This window comes from Bradyrhizobium sp. UFLA05-125 (assembly GCF_059803515.1).
In genome coordinates, this window is record NZ_JBANBJ010000001.1 from 476,704 (window position 1) to 492,011 (window position 15,308).

Sequence of the window (15,308 nt, forward strand, 5' to 3'; positions counted from 1 at the left end):
AGGCAAGCGGAAATGGAATTCTCAATCCGCGCACACGTGACACGCCAGGTCTTCATCTGATGTAAACGCGCTACCCGTTTCTATGCCTGCATGACGAATCATGACAGCTTCACGCGAGCGTTGGCGCGTACCCTCCGGGCACCGATGCCGTCAGCATCATGATGTGCTCGAAACCTTGTACAAGGATCAGAACATGCGGCCTTCGCGACGCGAGCTCGTGAAGTGGTTATCGGCGGGCGGCATCTCGGTCAGCCTGTCGCACCTGGCTTCGGCGGCAAACGCTCCTTTTGCGGCTCATGAGACGCTTCCCGGGCGCGGCAACTTCAATCCTGCGACAAAAGGTGCGGGCCGCGTCGACGGCGTCGCCAAGGTGACGGGCGCAAAGCTCTACGCCTCCGATTTCCGCGCCAACGATCTGCCGGGCTGGCCACAGACCACCTCGCACGCGATCCTGGTCCGCGCCAATGACGCCACGCACGTCTACACCGGCATGGACCTCAAGCGGCTCGGCGGCGCGCTCAAGCCTTCGGTCATCGTCACGGCCGCAGACCTCGACCGGATCGGAACGCAGGTGCCGGACTTCTATGCCGGTGATCTGTTCTGCCCCGTCGGCAAGACGCCGCTCTATCTGGGGCAGCCGGTCGCGCTCCTCATCTTCGAAAAGTTCGACGCCTTCGACCGGGCACGCCTCGTCCTGCGCGACGGGACCTTCGTCAAATTCGGGGAGGAAACCGGGCCGGTGATCGCGCCTGATTACGGCTCCTTTCGCTTCACGCGCGTGGCAGGTAGCGCGCCTGAGAAGCCGGATATCTATTCGCCGATCCAGGCCGGCTGGGTTTCGCCCAAGAAGGTGCAGAGCGCCGCGCTGCCGGTGTGGTCGCCGCTCGCCAAGGAGATGCCGGCCGATTACAGCAAGGCCGCCAAACATGGCGAGCAGATCCGCACCGAGCTTGCGGCGGACGATGCTTCGCTGCTCGTGCTCGACCGCGAGTTCGAGACGCAATCGGTCGATCCGATGTTTCTCGAGCCGGAATGCGGGCTTGCCTGGTACAACAGCAAGGGCGGCAATCTCGAGCTGGTGCTCGGCGTTCAGTCGCCCTATGAGGCCGCCGAGTCGATCGCGCATCTCTTGGCCAAGGCTCGCGCACCCTACAAGCCGGCGCATATCAACGCGCAGTTCGCCCACGTCGGCGGCGGCTTCGGCGGCCGCGATCACACGCCTTTCATCCTTTATGTCGCGCTGGCCGCGGTCTGCTTCCCGGGCAAGCCGGTGCGGCTCGCTCATGACCGCTACCAGCAGTTCCAGGGTGGCATCAAACGCCACCCGATCAAGATGCGCTCGCGCATCGGCATCGATCGCGCGAGCGGGACGATCAAGGCATTCGCCGCCGATCACGTGCTCGACGGCGGCGGTCTCGCCAATTTCTCGGCCAACGTCGCCGTGGTCGCCGCCACCGGCGCGATCGGCATCTACGACATCCCCAAGGTCGACGTCACGACCGTGGCGCTGCATTCGCGCGGCGTCACCGCGGGCTCGATGCGCGGCTACGGCACGCTGCAAACCATGACCGCGCTGGAAGTGCTGATCGACGAGGCGGCAAGCGAGCTGAAGCTCGACCCGATTGAATTCCGCCGCCGCAATGCGCTCAAGCAAAACGGCCGGACCATGCCGGGCAATCCCTATATCGTCTCGGTGCGCACGCCGGAAATCCTCAACAAGCTCGAAAAGCATCCGATCTGGCAACAGCGCGCGCAGTTCAAGCAAGTCGCATCCGACCGCCTGGTCGGTACCGGTGTTGCCTGCGTGACCAAGGACTACGGCTCCGGCGCGGACTGCTCGCTCGGCCGCGTCGAGCTGACCGCCGACGGCAAGATCGCGATCTTCTGCGACCACGTCGAGATGGGCAACGGCGTCGGCACGGCGCTCGCGAACCGGGTGGCGAGCCATCTCGGCTCGATAGCCGACGGGGTCTCGGTCGCCCGCGTCGACAGCTACGACGCGCTCGGACTCGTCACCTCCGGTGATCCCTACACGATGGATCAGAAGACCCAGGATGCAGCCGAGAGGAATCCGCGCTGGGTGCCCGCGATCAGCTCGGCCACATCAGCCTCGATCGGCGCGCATGTCGGCACGCATTCGTCTGCAGAAGCTGCCCGCGTCATCTTCCGCTTCGGGCTGTGGCCGGCGGCGCTGGAGCTCTGGCACATCCCGAAGGCCGATCCTCGTGCAAGGCAATGGGCCAGCGCACGCTGGGAAAATGGCCAGCTCGTCATGCCCGGCCTCGAACCACTCGCGCTGCCCGCGCTTGCCGCAACCGCCCATGCGCGCGGCTTCGTCACCGGTGCGGTCGCGCACAGCTTTTCCCGCTGGGCCTGGTCGCGCGCCCGCTTTCCGCTGTTCGGCGAGCAATACCGCGCCGACATCGACGCCCTCGCAATCCGCCGGGGCAGCGGCAAGTTCGAGCGCATCAACCGCACCAGTGTCAAGTTTCCTCCGACCGACAACAACCGCATCGGCACAGCCTACACCTCGATGTGCGGCACGGTCGTCCGCGTCGAGATCGAGCGCGCGACCGGCGCCTTGCGCATCGCCAAGGCCTACAGCGTGTTCGAATGCGGCACCGCGCTCGTGCCCGAGGTCGTCATGGGCCAGGCCCATGGCGGCTTCGCGATGGGCGTCGGCTACGCGCTGCTCGAGACGCTGCCGCCCTTCGAAGGCGGCCCGGGCAACGGCGAATGGAATCTCGGACGCTACCTCGTCGCGCGCGGCTCGGACCTGCCCTTGCGCGATCTCGAGATCGAGATGCTGAAGCCGCTGACGCCGGACGAAGAGCCCAAGGGCATGGCGGAGGTCGTGATGATCCCGATTGTGCCGGCGCTCATCAACGCCATCCATGATGCCACCGGCCACCGCTTCCGTGCGCTGCCGGTGACGTCAAGCCTTTTGAAGGGAGTGCTCGCGTGACGACACTTAGCCTCACCATCAACGGCCAAAAGCATGGTCCGGTGGAGGTGCGCGACGACCTCTCGATGAACGACTTTCTGCGCGAGATGCTCGGCATGACCGGCACGAAGTTCGGCTGCGGCGCCGCGCAATGCCTGAGCTGCGCCATCATCGTCGACGAGCCCGACGGCACCAGCTACACCAGCCCGACCTGCATCGCGCCGGCCGTGAATTTCGACGGCAAGTCGATCCGCACCGTCGAGGGACATGCCAGGGATGGCGACCTCTCCGCGCTGCAAAAGGCCTTCATCGACCATTTCGCGTTTCAGTGCGGCTACTGCACGGCGGGCTTCCTCAACGAGGGACAGGTCCTGCTCGAGCGCCTCGCGCGCAAGCCGGTCCCCCGCGACGCGCTGGAGCAGACGATTGCCGACGCGCTCGACGGCCATCTCTGCCGCTGCACCGGCTACATCAAGTATCATGAGGCCGTGCGCGACGTGATCCTTGCCGACTCGAACCGCTACCTCATCGCCACCAAGTGACACGAGCCATGATCTCCGACGCGCGCTTCAAGACGATGGCCGTGATCGCGGCGCTCGCCAGCAGCCTTTGCGCGGGCCTTGCTGCCTCCGAGACGGCGAGTCATGCTCTGGCCTCGCCCGAGAGCTTCGCCAACATTACCGACACTGAAAAACGATCGGCCGCGATTTTCACCGAGCTCGGCAAGGTGCTGACGCATCCGCGCTGCACCAACTGCCATCCGGCCGGCGACAGCCCGCGGCAAGGCGACAATCCGCATCTCCATCAGCCGCCGGTCACGCGCGGCGCAGACGGCCATGGTCTGGAGTCGATGCGCTGCCACACCTGTCACCAGAAGGCCAATTTCGAGCCTGGCCGTATTCCCGGCCATCCCGAATGGCATCTTGCCCCACGTGAAATGGCTTGGGAGGGCAAGACGATCGGCGAGATCTGCGAGCAGATCAGGGACCCCGCGCGCAACGGCGGCCGCAAGGTGGAGGCGCTGATCGACCATATCGGCAAGGACACGCTGGTCGGCTGGGCCTGGAAGCCGGGCTTTGGCCGCTCGCCGGTGCCCGGCACGCAGGCGCAGGCCGGCGCACTGGTTGAAGCCTGGGTGAAGACGGGGGCCGCCTGTCCCGCGCCGTGACGAGAAGCTAGGGCGAGTAGTCATAAGCGTCGGCTTCCGAAGGTAAAGCGGCAGTCGCCCGGCTTGGTCGTCATCGACGGCTTTTTGACCCGAAATAGAGGTCGAGGCAGCTAGAGCTTCCTTGAGCTGACTACATGCGCGAATACATCGAACGCTAGGCCACCCGCCGGCGTAGCGTAGCGCGCGAGAACATTCTCCGCTTCTGCCAGGATACGGTTGATCGTTGGCTCGGGCAGAATAACGCCCATCACGGGCAACCAGCCCTTAATTTCCGCCTCTACGAACTCGTGTGTGGAGGGAAATCGTGCTGTACCTTGATGAGTCGTGACATTGATAGATCCGGCTTCTGCGTCACCGAAGAGCGCGGCGAGCACTTGTCGGTCCCCGAGCACGAAGGGCGCCCGCAGCGCGTCGCCAGCGGCGTTGCCAGCGATGCGGTCGAGCAGGGCCACGAGAGCAGCGAATGCGGGGGCATTCTCTAGGGTGCCCCAAACCGCGACTGCGCAGCGTCCACCAGGAACCATCACGCGCAACATTTCACGAACCGCCATGTTGCGGTCGGCAAAGAACATGAGCCCGAACTGGCAGACGACTGCGTCGAAGGATTGATCCGGGAACGGCAGCGCCTCGGCCGTGCCCGTTTGCCAGTCGATTGCGGACGAAATACCGTTTGCCACCGTCAGCATTCCAGCATGCGGGTCAATGCCGACGACATGGCCGGTCTGTCCCACACGCACTGCCGCCTCACGGGCCAGCACGCCGGTGCCGCACGCGATATCTAAGACTCGATCTCCAGACTTAATGTGCGCGGCATCTGCCACGATTGGAGCCCATTGCCGGAAAAGAGCGGGAACGAAGAGTGCCTCATAGGCGGTTGCTGCCTCGATCAACGCTTGTGGGACCGTCATGTTCTTGCCTCGCTCGCAGAATTGCTTTCCGCAGGGCACCGAGCATCTCAATCTCTGTCCTGCGTAGGGCTGCGACCGATCTCATTTCACGCAGGTGGCGATACCTCGGCCGCTAAATCGTTCGCTGCGGCTAACGCCGTTCGATGTCGATCGCGCAATCCACGAAGAGATACGCAAATTGCCATTCCCTCTCAGGAGTCACCCGGTGCGGAAACCTTGGAGCACGAAGAATAGGCCACCGGTAAGGGAAAATGTAAGCCAACTCTCAAGCGCAAGGGCGCGCCATCATGACGCAACCAACCCGCCCAAGGCAGACGATGGTCTGGAAACGTTACGTGACGGCCATCCAGCGCCCGCTGGTTCATGCCACCCGACAGCACGCCGTACATCCACCTTTTTTCCCCTACTGGCGGATAGTTCGTTCCGATCACGAGGTGGGAGCATGTCAGTTGCTGGCCCATCAGCGAAGTGACCGCGCGCTCGTTGAGGTCCGGCCCCGGGGTGAAAGCGGACTTGATTTGCTCACGTTGAGTTCCTCGCATTTTGACCCAACTGAGCCATCTGCGCCGCAGGATTGTTGCGATGCAGAGCGCGTGGATATAGAAAAGGACTACGGCGGCAAGATCGTCCGCAACGCCAACGGCGCTGCGCCCCTCCCCAGCATCCGGTCCCTATCGCATGACCAAAGCGCGCGCCGTGCCCATGCCCAGCAACAGCGTGCTTGCGCCGCTTTACGCGGGTGCGGACCTTTTGGACGCCTTTGCAATTCAACTGCCGGCGGGGGCCAGCGATGATCTAGAGGTACTGGCACGCGCCGCGCTCGAGCGACAGGCGTGGTGGATTCGTGCGCTCACTCGTGTCCGCGATGTTGTGATGGCGACAGTCGCCGTCAAATCGTCGCGCGCCGTCGGTCTTGCCGCAGCGGCGCGTGGGTCGGTCATCGGCTTCTTCCCGGTGCTGTCAAAGAGCGCGACGGAGTTGGTAGTGGGCGCGGATGACTGGCATCTCGACTTCCGCGTCACCATCCAGCTTCGCGCCGATGCAGCAAATGGGCGCGAACTGGTCGCGGGTACCGTGGTGCATTGCCATAACCGACTGGGGCGCACCTATCTTACGACGATAGCACCGTTTCATCGCGTGATTGTGCGGGCCAGTTTAGAACAGGCGGCAAGAGCAATGAAGATTTAAGCATGCTTTGGTGGTCGCGACTGGCTGTAGTCGGCCATTAGCGGTCCGTGGCGCATCGCGCGAAGTCGCTGAGGTCCGGACGCGCGGGTATAGCGGACTAGATTTGCTCACACTTAGTTCCACCCATTTTGACCCATGTGAGACATGCGATGATGTCCGCTTTTAATGCTGCGTCGAGAGCCATTGCAGACGCGCGCGTTCGGAATCGGACAATTCAGATAGGTCACAAAATTGTGGTGCCGCCCGATGTCTGCCCATAACTTCAGTTCCGCTTTTTTCAACGATCCCCGAAAATGCTTTCACATCGTCGCTTAACAACCGCACGACCAACACAATGAATCATCAAAGCGCCGTTTCAAAAGCAGTTAATAGCGCAAGCTGGGGGACTCAGGGAGGGTACCCATGGCGCTCCAATTCCGTACCATCGACGGTTCAGACAACAATCCTTCGGACCCGGCGCTAAATCAGGCCAACACAGACTTTGCACGGGTGGGGCCGGCAAATTTCGCCGATGGCTTCGACGCCATGCAGCCTGGTCCCAACCCACGCGAGATCAGTAACATCGTGGTGGCGAACGGTCCCGACACGCATCTTGAGGTCAACGGCGTGGCGCTATCCGGGATGATGTATGCATGGGGTCAGTTTGTCGATCATGACCTCGACCTGGAAAAGAGTGGGACCAATACGCCGGATATTTCAATACTCGTGCCGGCGGGTGACAGCCTACCTCAAGGCACCGTAATTCCGTTGACACGGGTGGCGATCGATCCGGCGACCGGAGTGCCCGGACATCCCGCGACTGCCATTAACACGGTGACCGGCTGGCTTGATGGCTCCCAAGTGTATGGTTCCGACCCCGCCACAGCAGCCCGCCTGCGCACCGCAGATGGTCACATGAAGGTATCGGCCGGCGACAATCTGCCCATCGTTATGACCGCGCAGGGACCCGCCTTTGCGGCGGGGGATGTGCGGGCGCAGGAAAATCCCGATCTGACTGCGCTGCAAACCTTGTTTGTCCGCGAACACAATTACCAAGTTGACAAACTGCACCAAGAGCATCCGCACTGGAACGGTGACCAGTTGTACGAGACCGCAAAGGCGATCACCACCGCGGAAATGGTCAACATCACCTATAATGAGTTCCTGCCGCATTTGCTGGGGCCGAATGCCATTCCGGCCTATCACGGCTACGATTCGAACGTTAACGCCAGCATCACCGAGGAGTTTGAAGGTGCGGCCTATCGCTTCGGACACTCCATCGTGTCGGGCGACATCAATGGCATTAGTAATCTGGGCGCGACCACCTCGGAACAATCGCTGGCGGACAGCTTCTTCGAATCACCGGCGGCGTTCGCTGCCAACGGCGGTGCCGATGGACTGTTGCGGCATCTTTCCAGCGATACCGCGCAACCGCTCGACACACATATCATAGAGGATCTTCGAAGCCTCCTGAGTGATCCTCCAGATGCTATCGATCTGGCCGCCACCAACATTCAGCGCGCCCACGATCTAGGCCTCGGAACACTGAACGAAACGCGGGAGGCGTTACGGCTTACTCCCTACACAAGCTTCGACCAGATCACCTCGGATTCGGCCACGGCTTCAGCACTGAAGCAAGCCTACGGCACGGTCGATGCCGTCGATCTGTGGACAGGCGGTCTGGCAGAGGATCACACGTCGGGAGCCGCAATCGGTCAGACCTTCGGCAAGATTATCGCTGACCAGTTCACGGCATTGCGCGACGGAGACCGGCTGTATTTCGAGAACCAGGGTTTCGATCCGCAAACCCTGCAGGAGATCAAATCCACCACCCTCTCGGACATCATCGAACGCGATACGACAGGCACTACCGCCATGCAGGCCGATGCGTTCATATCAACAGAGCGGCACTCCGGCGCGCTTGGCGGGGTGGATCCGACCGGGGCCGATGCGGTGAGCGGTCAGGCTCAACTAGTAGTCGGATCCCCAGGCAAGGATACACTGACCGGCGGAAACCTGGACGACACATTGGTGGCAGCACGTGGTCACATGACGATGACCGGCGGTGCCGGCGCTAATACTTTTGTGTTCAACCTCGAGGACCTCGTAAACCCGGAGGACTCCTTGTTGGCCGCACGTGGTCTCAGGACAATGTTCAACCATGACATCACGGCGGGCCACAACAGCGCGGTCATCACCGACTTCAATCCCAAGGTCGATCACTTGCAGCTTCTGAACGGTGCTTTCGTGTCGCTATCTTACGACCACCACGGTGGAACCGTCCTGCAGTTCGGCAACGAAACCATCGACCTGCTTGGCGTAAGGCCGAATGAGTTGCGCGGTAACGATTGGACATAGGTCCAAAATGCTGCGAGGCGCGGCGGTTCTCGTGTGGCGGATGACCCCCACGCTATAGACGTCCGTCTCCGGCTAATAGTGGTCAGGTCGGATTTGGCAGCGGGCTGCCCTCCATACTCCCCGCTGCCGAAGCTCAAGCTTCGCCGAACTCACTTAACGAAATCACTCACGTGGTAGTGGCGAAAGCCATCGCGAAAGCACTCGCCTCGGTCGGACGCCGCGTTGTTCGGCCAGTGCCGCCAAGGAGATCGAATCGAATGCGATTGCCGCGGTGCACGAGTCCGGAAATGGCCTTAGCGGCTATTCCCCTTGCTCGTGTGCAAGTCAGGTGTCGGAGGTGGACCCGGCGTAGCCGAGCTGCGCCCAAATCGATGCGCATGACCCTTGCGGAAAAATACGCCATGTTCTGGCGACAGTCCCTTGCCCGGCTAGTCGGCCACTAGCGGCTTGTCGGACTACCGACAGTGTCGGATGAACGTTACGTTCTTGGCGTACAGGTATGTGTAGGGGTCCACCTGTTCGAGCGCGTGGTGTTTCATCACCCAGTCGCGAACCTCGGGCGCATAGGACGACATCATCAACTGAGTCTCGCCGGGATTAATGCTGCGGTCACCGTGATGCGCAGCGTGAAACATGAAGTAGCCGCTCGGAGTGATGCAGATTTTGTTGAGGGGAACGACCCCCAGGACCGTCGTGCAAGACGACTTGCAGCGACCGTCGATCACCACGCGATCATACTCCGCATTAACGTGCGAGTACGTATAGATATGCGCGGCGGTGTTGCCGCCAGGGTCGTGAAGATAATAGACCTTTTCCGCGTAGGCAGAGCTTGCCACTACCAATGTGAAGATGGTGCAAGTGACCATGATTAGTATCCGACACACATCACTTCCCTTTTGTTTGTCGCGAATCCTGCAGATGCACTGGAGACTGGACGCAGGTACGATCTACCACCTTAGGCTGCTAACTGCATTCTCGAAATGCATCGAGCAATCCCAGGAAACATTTCCGCGCTTGGCCCAACAGCGAAGTGGCCGCGCACCTCGTCGAGATCCGGACACGGAAGCATAGCGGACTTGAATTGCCAGCACTGAGTGAAGCTTGGCCGGCACGAGCGGTGACTTGCTCACGATGCTTGTCCCGCTGCATAGTTTTGGCTGTGGAGTATCGCTTCGAAGACAAGCAGGAATTTCCGGGCCTATTGGTGCGCCGGTATGATGTTGCGCCTGATTTGGTTCAGCACAGCTTGTGCTCAACGGGCAAAGCGAACCTGGCGGTCAACTTATTTATCCTGACAAACGTGTGTCTCGCTCATATAGTCTCGACGTGCATTGCCATATTCAAAAGGTCACCATATGGGAGTGTAAGTCATGAAAAGATCGCTTTACGTTTTGGCTCTGACATTCGCCTTAGTTGCACCCGCCTTCGCTGACGACGCCAAAACAAACGCACAGCGTCTCAACGACAAGTGGATCGAGGCCTTTAACAAGAAAGATGCCGCTGCCCTCACCGCTCTGTACACGGCCGATGCTGTCTTGTTACCGCAAGGCATAGATCAACCGATCATCGGCACCGAAAATATCCGCAAATTCATGGATCAGATGATAAAGGAGAAAATCGAGAATATGGTTCTGCCCGTTACACAGGCGAACATGATCGACGCAAACTCGCTTTATCAAGCCGGTACGTGGGCAGCAGATGCCGGAGGCCAGCACGTCAACGGAACCTATATGAGCGTCGTCGTACAGGACGGCGCAAACTGGAAATACCGCGCCGACACCTGGAACATGATGCCACCTCCGGCGGCGACGACCGGTTCGGCCTCCACAAACAAATAGTCCGCAAAATCTGCGGAGAAATGGACAAACGACTGCAGAAAGCCGTTGGTTTTGTCCTGGTCCACGGACATGGTCGGCTTGGTTGCCCCGCTTTCGTCGAGGCAAACCGGGCCGATCAGCCAAGGCCCCGATAGTCGCAACGGCACGCCGCACGCCGCGGATCAACTCAGTTTGTCACATAGCCCATGAGTCGGTTCGGCCCAACCTAACCGCACGACCAAGCGCTACGCTCTCCCATGATCCCTGGAGGGCATATGAGACGGCGGGAATTCATCGCAGCCACGGTGATCGGCACAACGTTGCCGTTCGTGGCACGCGCGCAGTCGCATGCACCGATGCCGCGGATTGCAATGTACAGCGCGACCGAACCCTTGGCCTCGATGTATGAGAACACCTATAATCGCTACATTCGCGCACTTTTCGCCGAAATGCGGCGTCTCGGGCTTGTCGAGGGCAAGAGCATCAAAATCGAGCGCTACGGCAGGGAGACGAGCAACGTCACGTCGCGCACGACCATCGCTGCGATTGTCGATAGTGAGCCCGATCTAATTTTTTGCGTCGGGGCCGGCGAGGTGTTCAAGCAGGCGACGAAGACGATCCCAATCGTCGCGTTCGCTATCGACCCTGTTCGAGAGGGACTGGTCAATTCGCTCGCACATCCGGGCGGCAATATTACCGGCGTTACCTTCGATCCCGAGGTCCCCATCCACAGCAAACGGATCGCGCTGTTGCGCGAAATGTTTCCGCCCTTAAACAAGCTCGCCTTCCTGATTACGAAGGGATACCTGGAGTACCGGTGGCCCGAGGTTCGCGAGGCGGCTGACGCGCAGGGCTTGCCGCTCGTTGCCTGTTCTATCGACGTTCCAAGCAGCGAAGCCATTTATCGCGATGCGATCGCCAAGGCCAAGGATGATGGCGCTAACGCCATTATGGTGGCCCTGGACGGCGACCCGTTCGTCAATCACGTGCTCGTTGCGAAACTGATTGGAGTGGCCGGGCTGCCCGCGATCTATCCTTTCACGGAATTCGTCGTGGCCGGTGGTCTGATGAGTTACGCCACCGATCTGGTTGAATTGAACAAGCGCATGGCGATCGATATGGATGCAATCCTGCAAGGCGCAAATCCCGGCGAGATCCCCTTCTATCAACCTACGAAATTCGAATTGTCGATCAATCTGAAAGCCGCCAAGGCGCTGTCTCTCAGCGTGCCAACCACACTGCTAACAGCCGCCGACGAAGTGATCGAGTAATCCTTTGCTGCGGCGCTGGGGTCCGGTGAGGCCCTTCACCGAAGTGGCGCGCCTCGTCGAGCTACTCGCCCTAGGCCCGCCGCATCAGCTTGAGCGAAGCTGCAAGACGCAGGCTGCGCTTGCCTGCGAGGGCGACGCCTTCGAACTCACCGCTGTCCGCGGTGCAGCTTCCGGAGAAACCGATCCCAACCTCATAGCCGCCGAAGACGGGATTCTCGCCCTTCGCGGGCGTGTGCTCCTGGTTGAGCATCTCGCCTTTCCAGCGGCCGTCCGCCGAGGAATACGAGCCGAGATAGTAGAAGAATGCGTCGCCGCCGAGGATACGGCCGTCCATCAGCAGCATCACGCCCGTGAGCCCGGCATCGACGCCATCGAGCGCGCGCAGATGGATCGCGTAGAGCCCGTTCGCGATGCCGCCTGCTCCGACAATGCCCCGCGGCGGCAGCGCATCGTCGTCGAGCCGCGTAAGCTCGGCCCAGAACATCGCGCCCGGCACCGGAGCGGCCTCGCCTTCGAAACAGATGCCATTGCTGTTGGGCCGGCCGCGCACGCTGATGGCGGCGACATCGGTGCCCATCAGCGGCTTGTAGCAGGGATCGTTGTTGTGACGCTCGGTGATCACCTCTCCGATGATCTCGCCGCCGCGCTCCTCATAGCTGCCGAGATGCGCAAAGGCGGAATTGCCGCCCAGCAGCTTGCCGTTGTGCATACACATGATGCTGCGGCCGAACGCGTCGTTGACGCCGTATTCCACCTTGTAGAGCCCGTTCAGCAACGAAGGAAATCCCGGAAAGCCATGTCGAGTCCCAAGTCACGGCTACCTAGCACCGCCACCTTGCCGAGGCCATCAGGCTTTTCCGCGCAGGGCTCTCCGTTGGAGAGGCGCTTTCCGCTCCGATAATGCCATCATGCCTCTGATTTGCCCGACGCGTCAACCAATTTCGCAAAATCCGCAATTCATCACCTCACCTCCCCGGCTACTTTGCATGGGGTTGTTTTCGATGTTTTTGTTGCTCGGTCCGGGACGGCATTCTAGTGCCGCTTGAAATACTGCACCTCACGCTCGTGCTTCTCGGCGGCCGCACGGCTCTTGAACGTTCCGAGGTTGCGGCGCTTGCCGGTCTTCGGGTTCACCTTGCGCGAATAGAGACGATATTCGCCGGACGACAATTTGCGGATCATGTCGCGACTCCTGTTCGTTTCGGTCTCAACGACCGGGACGCGAACTGGGTTCCTTCACGGCTTGTCTGGCGAGAACTACTGATTTCCGAAGCGGTTCAAAAGCAAAGCGTGGTGACGAGCTCGCCTTGCTTGTTCTTGATCGCATAGGGACAACGGATCCGCTCCAGCGCCTTCTTGGCATCTTCGTCGCCGAGCGCTGCTGCTCGCTCGTAATAGGCCTTCGCAGCGGCCGCATCCTTTGGGCCACCGCGGCCTTCCTGCGCGAACGCGCCCATCCGCTCCAGTGCGCCCGGGTGATTTTGCGCGGCGGCCTTCTCGAACAGTGCGCGCGCCGCGACGTCGTCCTTTTCACCACCGTCGCCGCTCGCGAGCATCAGGCCGAGCTGGTATTGCGCCTCCGGGTTGGTCTCGGCAGCCTTGGCCAGCAGCTCGCGCGCCCGCGCCGGGTCGGCCGGAGCTGCCCCTCCCGAACCACCGAGCGCGGCGAGATTGCTGACGCCGCGGGGATTGCCGGCCTGCGCCGCCTTCTCGAACAGCTTTCGAGCCTGCGCCTCGTCTTTGGCGACGCCTGCGCCGGTGCCGTAGAGCACGCCGAGCTCGACCATCGCCGCACTCGAGCCCCTGTCCGCCGCCTTGCGCCAGGCTGCCATCGCGTCCGCCATCTGACGATTGGCGGCGTAGGCGCGCCCGAGCTCGTACAGCGCACGGCGCGAGGCCCCTGCCGCCGTCTTGCAGAACTTGATCGCGGTCGCGATGTCGGCAGGAGCTAGCTCGGCGACCCCTTTCACGTCAGCCGGCTTGTCGGGATCGCTGGGATCGGCCGCCAGGCGATCGCACAGCACGAGATCGGCCGACTGCGCATGTGCGGCGAGCGGTGCCGCGAACGTCAGGAGAATGGCGCAGAGAGCTTTCCGCATGGCCGGCAGGTTGCGTCCGGGCATCGGCGAATTCAAGGCTCGAGGCCCGACTCTCGCAACACAGGCGCAACCTCGGGCGAAGCCAGGTAGCGCAACAACCGATCGGCGTTCCCAGCATTCGTCGCCCTTGTCATGCGACCGGCCGAGAACAGCGCCGGCGTCTGCAAGTCCAGCGGGATCGGTCCAACCACCTCGATGCCTTCGACCTGCTTCAACTCGCTGATCTGCTGTACGGCGAGATCAGCCTCGCCGCTCGCCAGCCGTTCCGCGGTAAACCCCTGCTGGACGATGGTCGCCTTGGCGTTGATCTCGGCCGCAATGCCCATTCGAATGATCAACCCGGCAAAGTAGATGCCGCTCGCACCCAGCCGCGAATAGGCGACCGATCGCGCCGCAAGCAGCGTCTTGCGCAACGCGCTCTCGCTGGAGATGTCAGGATGCGCCTGCCCTGCGGCCACGGCGATGCCGACATAGGAGCGCGCGAGGTCGGCGGCGCTTTCCGCCACGACGCGCCCCTCGGCGATGACTTCGTCGAGGCCTTCGCGCGTCAGGATCACGAGATCGGCGGCCTCTCCGTCCCGTAAACGCTTGAGCAACGCCTGCGTCGGCGCGAAGTCGGCGTCGATATGGACTCCCGTCGCGGCTTCGTAAGCGGCGGACAGGCTGCGCATCGCCCCCATCAGGCCGAGCGTCGAGAGCATGCGGACGATGTTTTCCATGGTTCTCCGTCGAGCACTCAGGCGCGATGCATCAGCTTCAGCGCCGCAGTCAGCCGCAGGCTGCGCTTGCCGGCGAGTGCGGTGGCTTCCAGTACCGCCTGCTCGTCATCATAGGTGCCGGAGAAGCCGATGCCGACCTCATGGCCGCCGAACACCGGATTTTCATCGCGGGCCGGCGTGTGCTCCTGGTTCAGGATCTGGCCCTTCCAGCGGCCATTTGCCGCCGTGTAGCTGCCGAGATAGTAGAACGAGGCATCGCCACCGAGGATGCGGCCCTGGTTCAGCAGCATGACGCCGGTGAGGCCCCCTTCGATGCCGTCCAGCATCCGAAGATGGATCGAGTAGAGACCGTCGGGGATGCCGCCCTCCCCGACGCCGCCAGCGATCGGCACCTCGTCCTCCCTGATCGGCATCATCACCGACTGGAAGGGCACGCCGGGCAATTCCTTCAGCTCGCCCTTGAAACGGTAGAGATCGCCGTCCGGCCAGCCCTTCGCGAGCAGGGTCGCATCATCGGTGCCGGCCATCGCGCGATAATTCGGATCGGGATTATGGCGCACGGTCTTGATGACGATCGCGACCTCCTCGCCCGCCTCCTCATAAGTGCCGATATGGGCGAAGGCCGAGTTGCCGCCCAGCATCCGGCCGTCGCCGACATGCATGACGCTGCGGCCAATAGCTTCGCCGAGCTGAAACCGTACCTTGTAGAAACCTTCCAACACCAGCCGCGTCCCCGGCCTGCGCGCATCCGAGGCGGGAGTGTACCCCGCTTTCGTCCGTGGGGGACAAGTTTCGTAACTCACCGCAGCGCGCGATATCGCCAACTGTCATCAAAATGCAAAAATCCGCCGAAGCCT

The 15,308-nt window shown here is 61.8% G+C and carries 14 protein-coding genes; 7 read left to right on the forward strand and 7 right to left on the reverse strand.

Annotated elements, in window-relative coordinates:
* Positions 1 to 193: 193 nt before the first annotated feature.
* From SO156_RS02355 to SO156_RS02365, 3 genes are read left to right on the forward strand one after another with little or no spacing between them, the layout of a single operon-like run.
* Entirely contained in the window at positions 194 to 2,965 is a 2,772-nt protein-coding gene (locus SO156_RS02355; RefSeq protein ID WP_498533691.1) for a xanthine dehydrogenase family protein molybdopterin-binding subunit, read from the forward strand.
* Complete coding sequence (locus SO156_RS02360; RefSeq protein WP_458144696.1) at positions 2,962 to 3,486, forward strand: (2Fe-2S)-binding protein; 525 nt, start codon at positions 2,962 to 2,964, stop codon at positions 3,484 to 3,486. Before SO156_RS02355 ends, SO156_RS02360 begins: the two co-directional genes overlap by 4 nt.
* Positions 3,487 to 3,494: 8 nt before the next feature.
* Positions 3,495 to 4,112 (forward strand): Isoquinoline 1-oxidoreductase subunit, encoded by a 618-nt coding sequence (locus SO156_RS02365; protein WP_498533692.1) that lies wholly within the window; start codon positions 3,495 to 3,497, stop codon positions 4,110 to 4,112.
* 110 nt (positions 4,113 to 4,222) lie between these two features.
* On the opposite strand, the gene SO156_RS02370 is transcribed toward SO156_RS02365, so the two are convergent.
* Entirely contained in the window at positions 4,223 to 5,020 is a 798-nt protein-coding gene (locus SO156_RS02370) for a methyltransferase domain-containing protein (protein ID WP_498533693.1), read from the reverse strand.
* Between the two features lie 678 nt (positions 5,021 to 5,698).
* On the opposite strand from SO156_RS02370, the gene SO156_RS02375 reads away from it, so the two are divergent.
* Both SO156_RS02375 and SO156_RS02380 read left to right on the forward strand, forming a co-directional pair.
* Positions 5,699 to 6,208 (forward strand): DUF2867 domain-containing protein, encoded by a 510-nt coding sequence (locus tag SO156_RS02375; protein WP_498533694.1) that lies wholly within the window; start codon positions 5,699 to 5,701, stop codon positions 6,206 to 6,208.
* Positions 6,209 to 6,610: 402 nt separating this feature from the next.
* Positions 6,611 to 8,545, forward strand: a complete 1,935-nt coding sequence (locus SO156_RS02380; protein WP_498533695.1) for a peroxidase family protein — start codon at positions 6,611 to 6,613, stop codon at positions 8,543 to 8,545.
* A 455-nt stretch (positions 8,546 to 9,000) separates the two neighbouring features.
* Here SO156_RS02380 and SO156_RS02385 read toward each other — a convergent pair whose 3' ends face one another.
* Positions 9,001 to 9,411 carry a hypothetical protein gene (locus SO156_RS02385; protein ID WP_498533696.1) on the reverse strand — a complete coding sequence of 137 codons (411 nt, stop codon included), beginning with the start codon at positions 9,409 to 9,411 and terminating at the stop codon, positions 9,001 to 9,003.
* Between the two features lie 504 nt (positions 9,412 to 9,915).
* Here SO156_RS02385 and SO156_RS02390 point away from each other — a divergent pair.
* Positions 9,916 to 10,383: an SgcJ/EcaC family oxidoreductase gene (locus tag SO156_RS02390; RefSeq protein ID WP_498533697.1), complete on the forward strand. Its 468-nt coding sequence runs from the start codon at positions 9,916 to 9,918 to the stop codon at positions 10,381 to 10,383.
* A 284-nt stretch (positions 10,384 to 10,667) separates the two neighbouring features.
* The gene (locus tag SO156_RS02395; RefSeq protein ID WP_498533698.1) at positions 10,668 to 11,633 is read left to right on the forward strand and encodes an ABC transporter substrate-binding protein; all 966 of its coding nucleotides are present in this window, start codon (positions 10,668 to 10,670) and stop codon (positions 11,631 to 11,633) included.
* A gap of 70 nt (positions 11,634 to 11,703) precedes the next feature.
* On the opposite strand, the gene SO156_RS02400 is transcribed toward SO156_RS02395, so the two are convergent.
* From SO156_RS02400 to SO156_RS02420, 5 genes are all read right to left on the reverse strand, one after another.
* On the reverse strand, positions 11,704 to 12,408 hold the full coding sequence (locus tag SO156_RS02400) for a GrlR family regulatory protein (RefSeq protein ID WP_498533699.1): 705 nt from the start codon (positions 12,406 to 12,408) through the stop codon (positions 11,704 to 11,706).
* A gap of 257 nt (positions 12,409 to 12,665) precedes the next feature.
* Positions 12,666 to 12,815, reverse strand: coding sequence for a hypothetical protein (locus tag SO156_RS02405; RefSeq protein ID WP_211985139.1), 150 nt, complete (start codon positions 12,813 to 12,815; stop codon positions 12,666 to 12,668).
* A gap of 95 nt (positions 12,816 to 12,910) precedes the next feature.
* Entirely contained in the window at positions 12,911 to 13,732 is an 822-nt protein-coding gene (locus SO156_RS02410; RefSeq protein WP_498533837.1) for a tetratricopeptide repeat protein, read from the reverse strand.
* Positions 13,733 to 13,764: 32 nt separating this feature from the next.
* Positions 13,765 to 14,451: a substrate-binding domain-containing protein gene (locus SO156_RS02415; RefSeq protein WP_498533700.1), complete on the reverse strand. Its 687-nt coding sequence runs from the start codon at positions 14,449 to 14,451 to the stop codon at positions 13,765 to 13,767.
* Positions 14,452 to 14,468: 17 nt separating this feature from the next.
* Positions 14,469 to 15,173 carry a GrlR family regulatory protein gene (locus SO156_RS02420; protein WP_498533701.1) on the reverse strand — a complete coding sequence of 235 codons (705 nt, stop codon included), beginning with the start codon at positions 15,171 to 15,173 and terminating at the stop codon, positions 14,469 to 14,471.
* Positions 15,174 to 15,308: the final 135 nt, after the last annotated feature.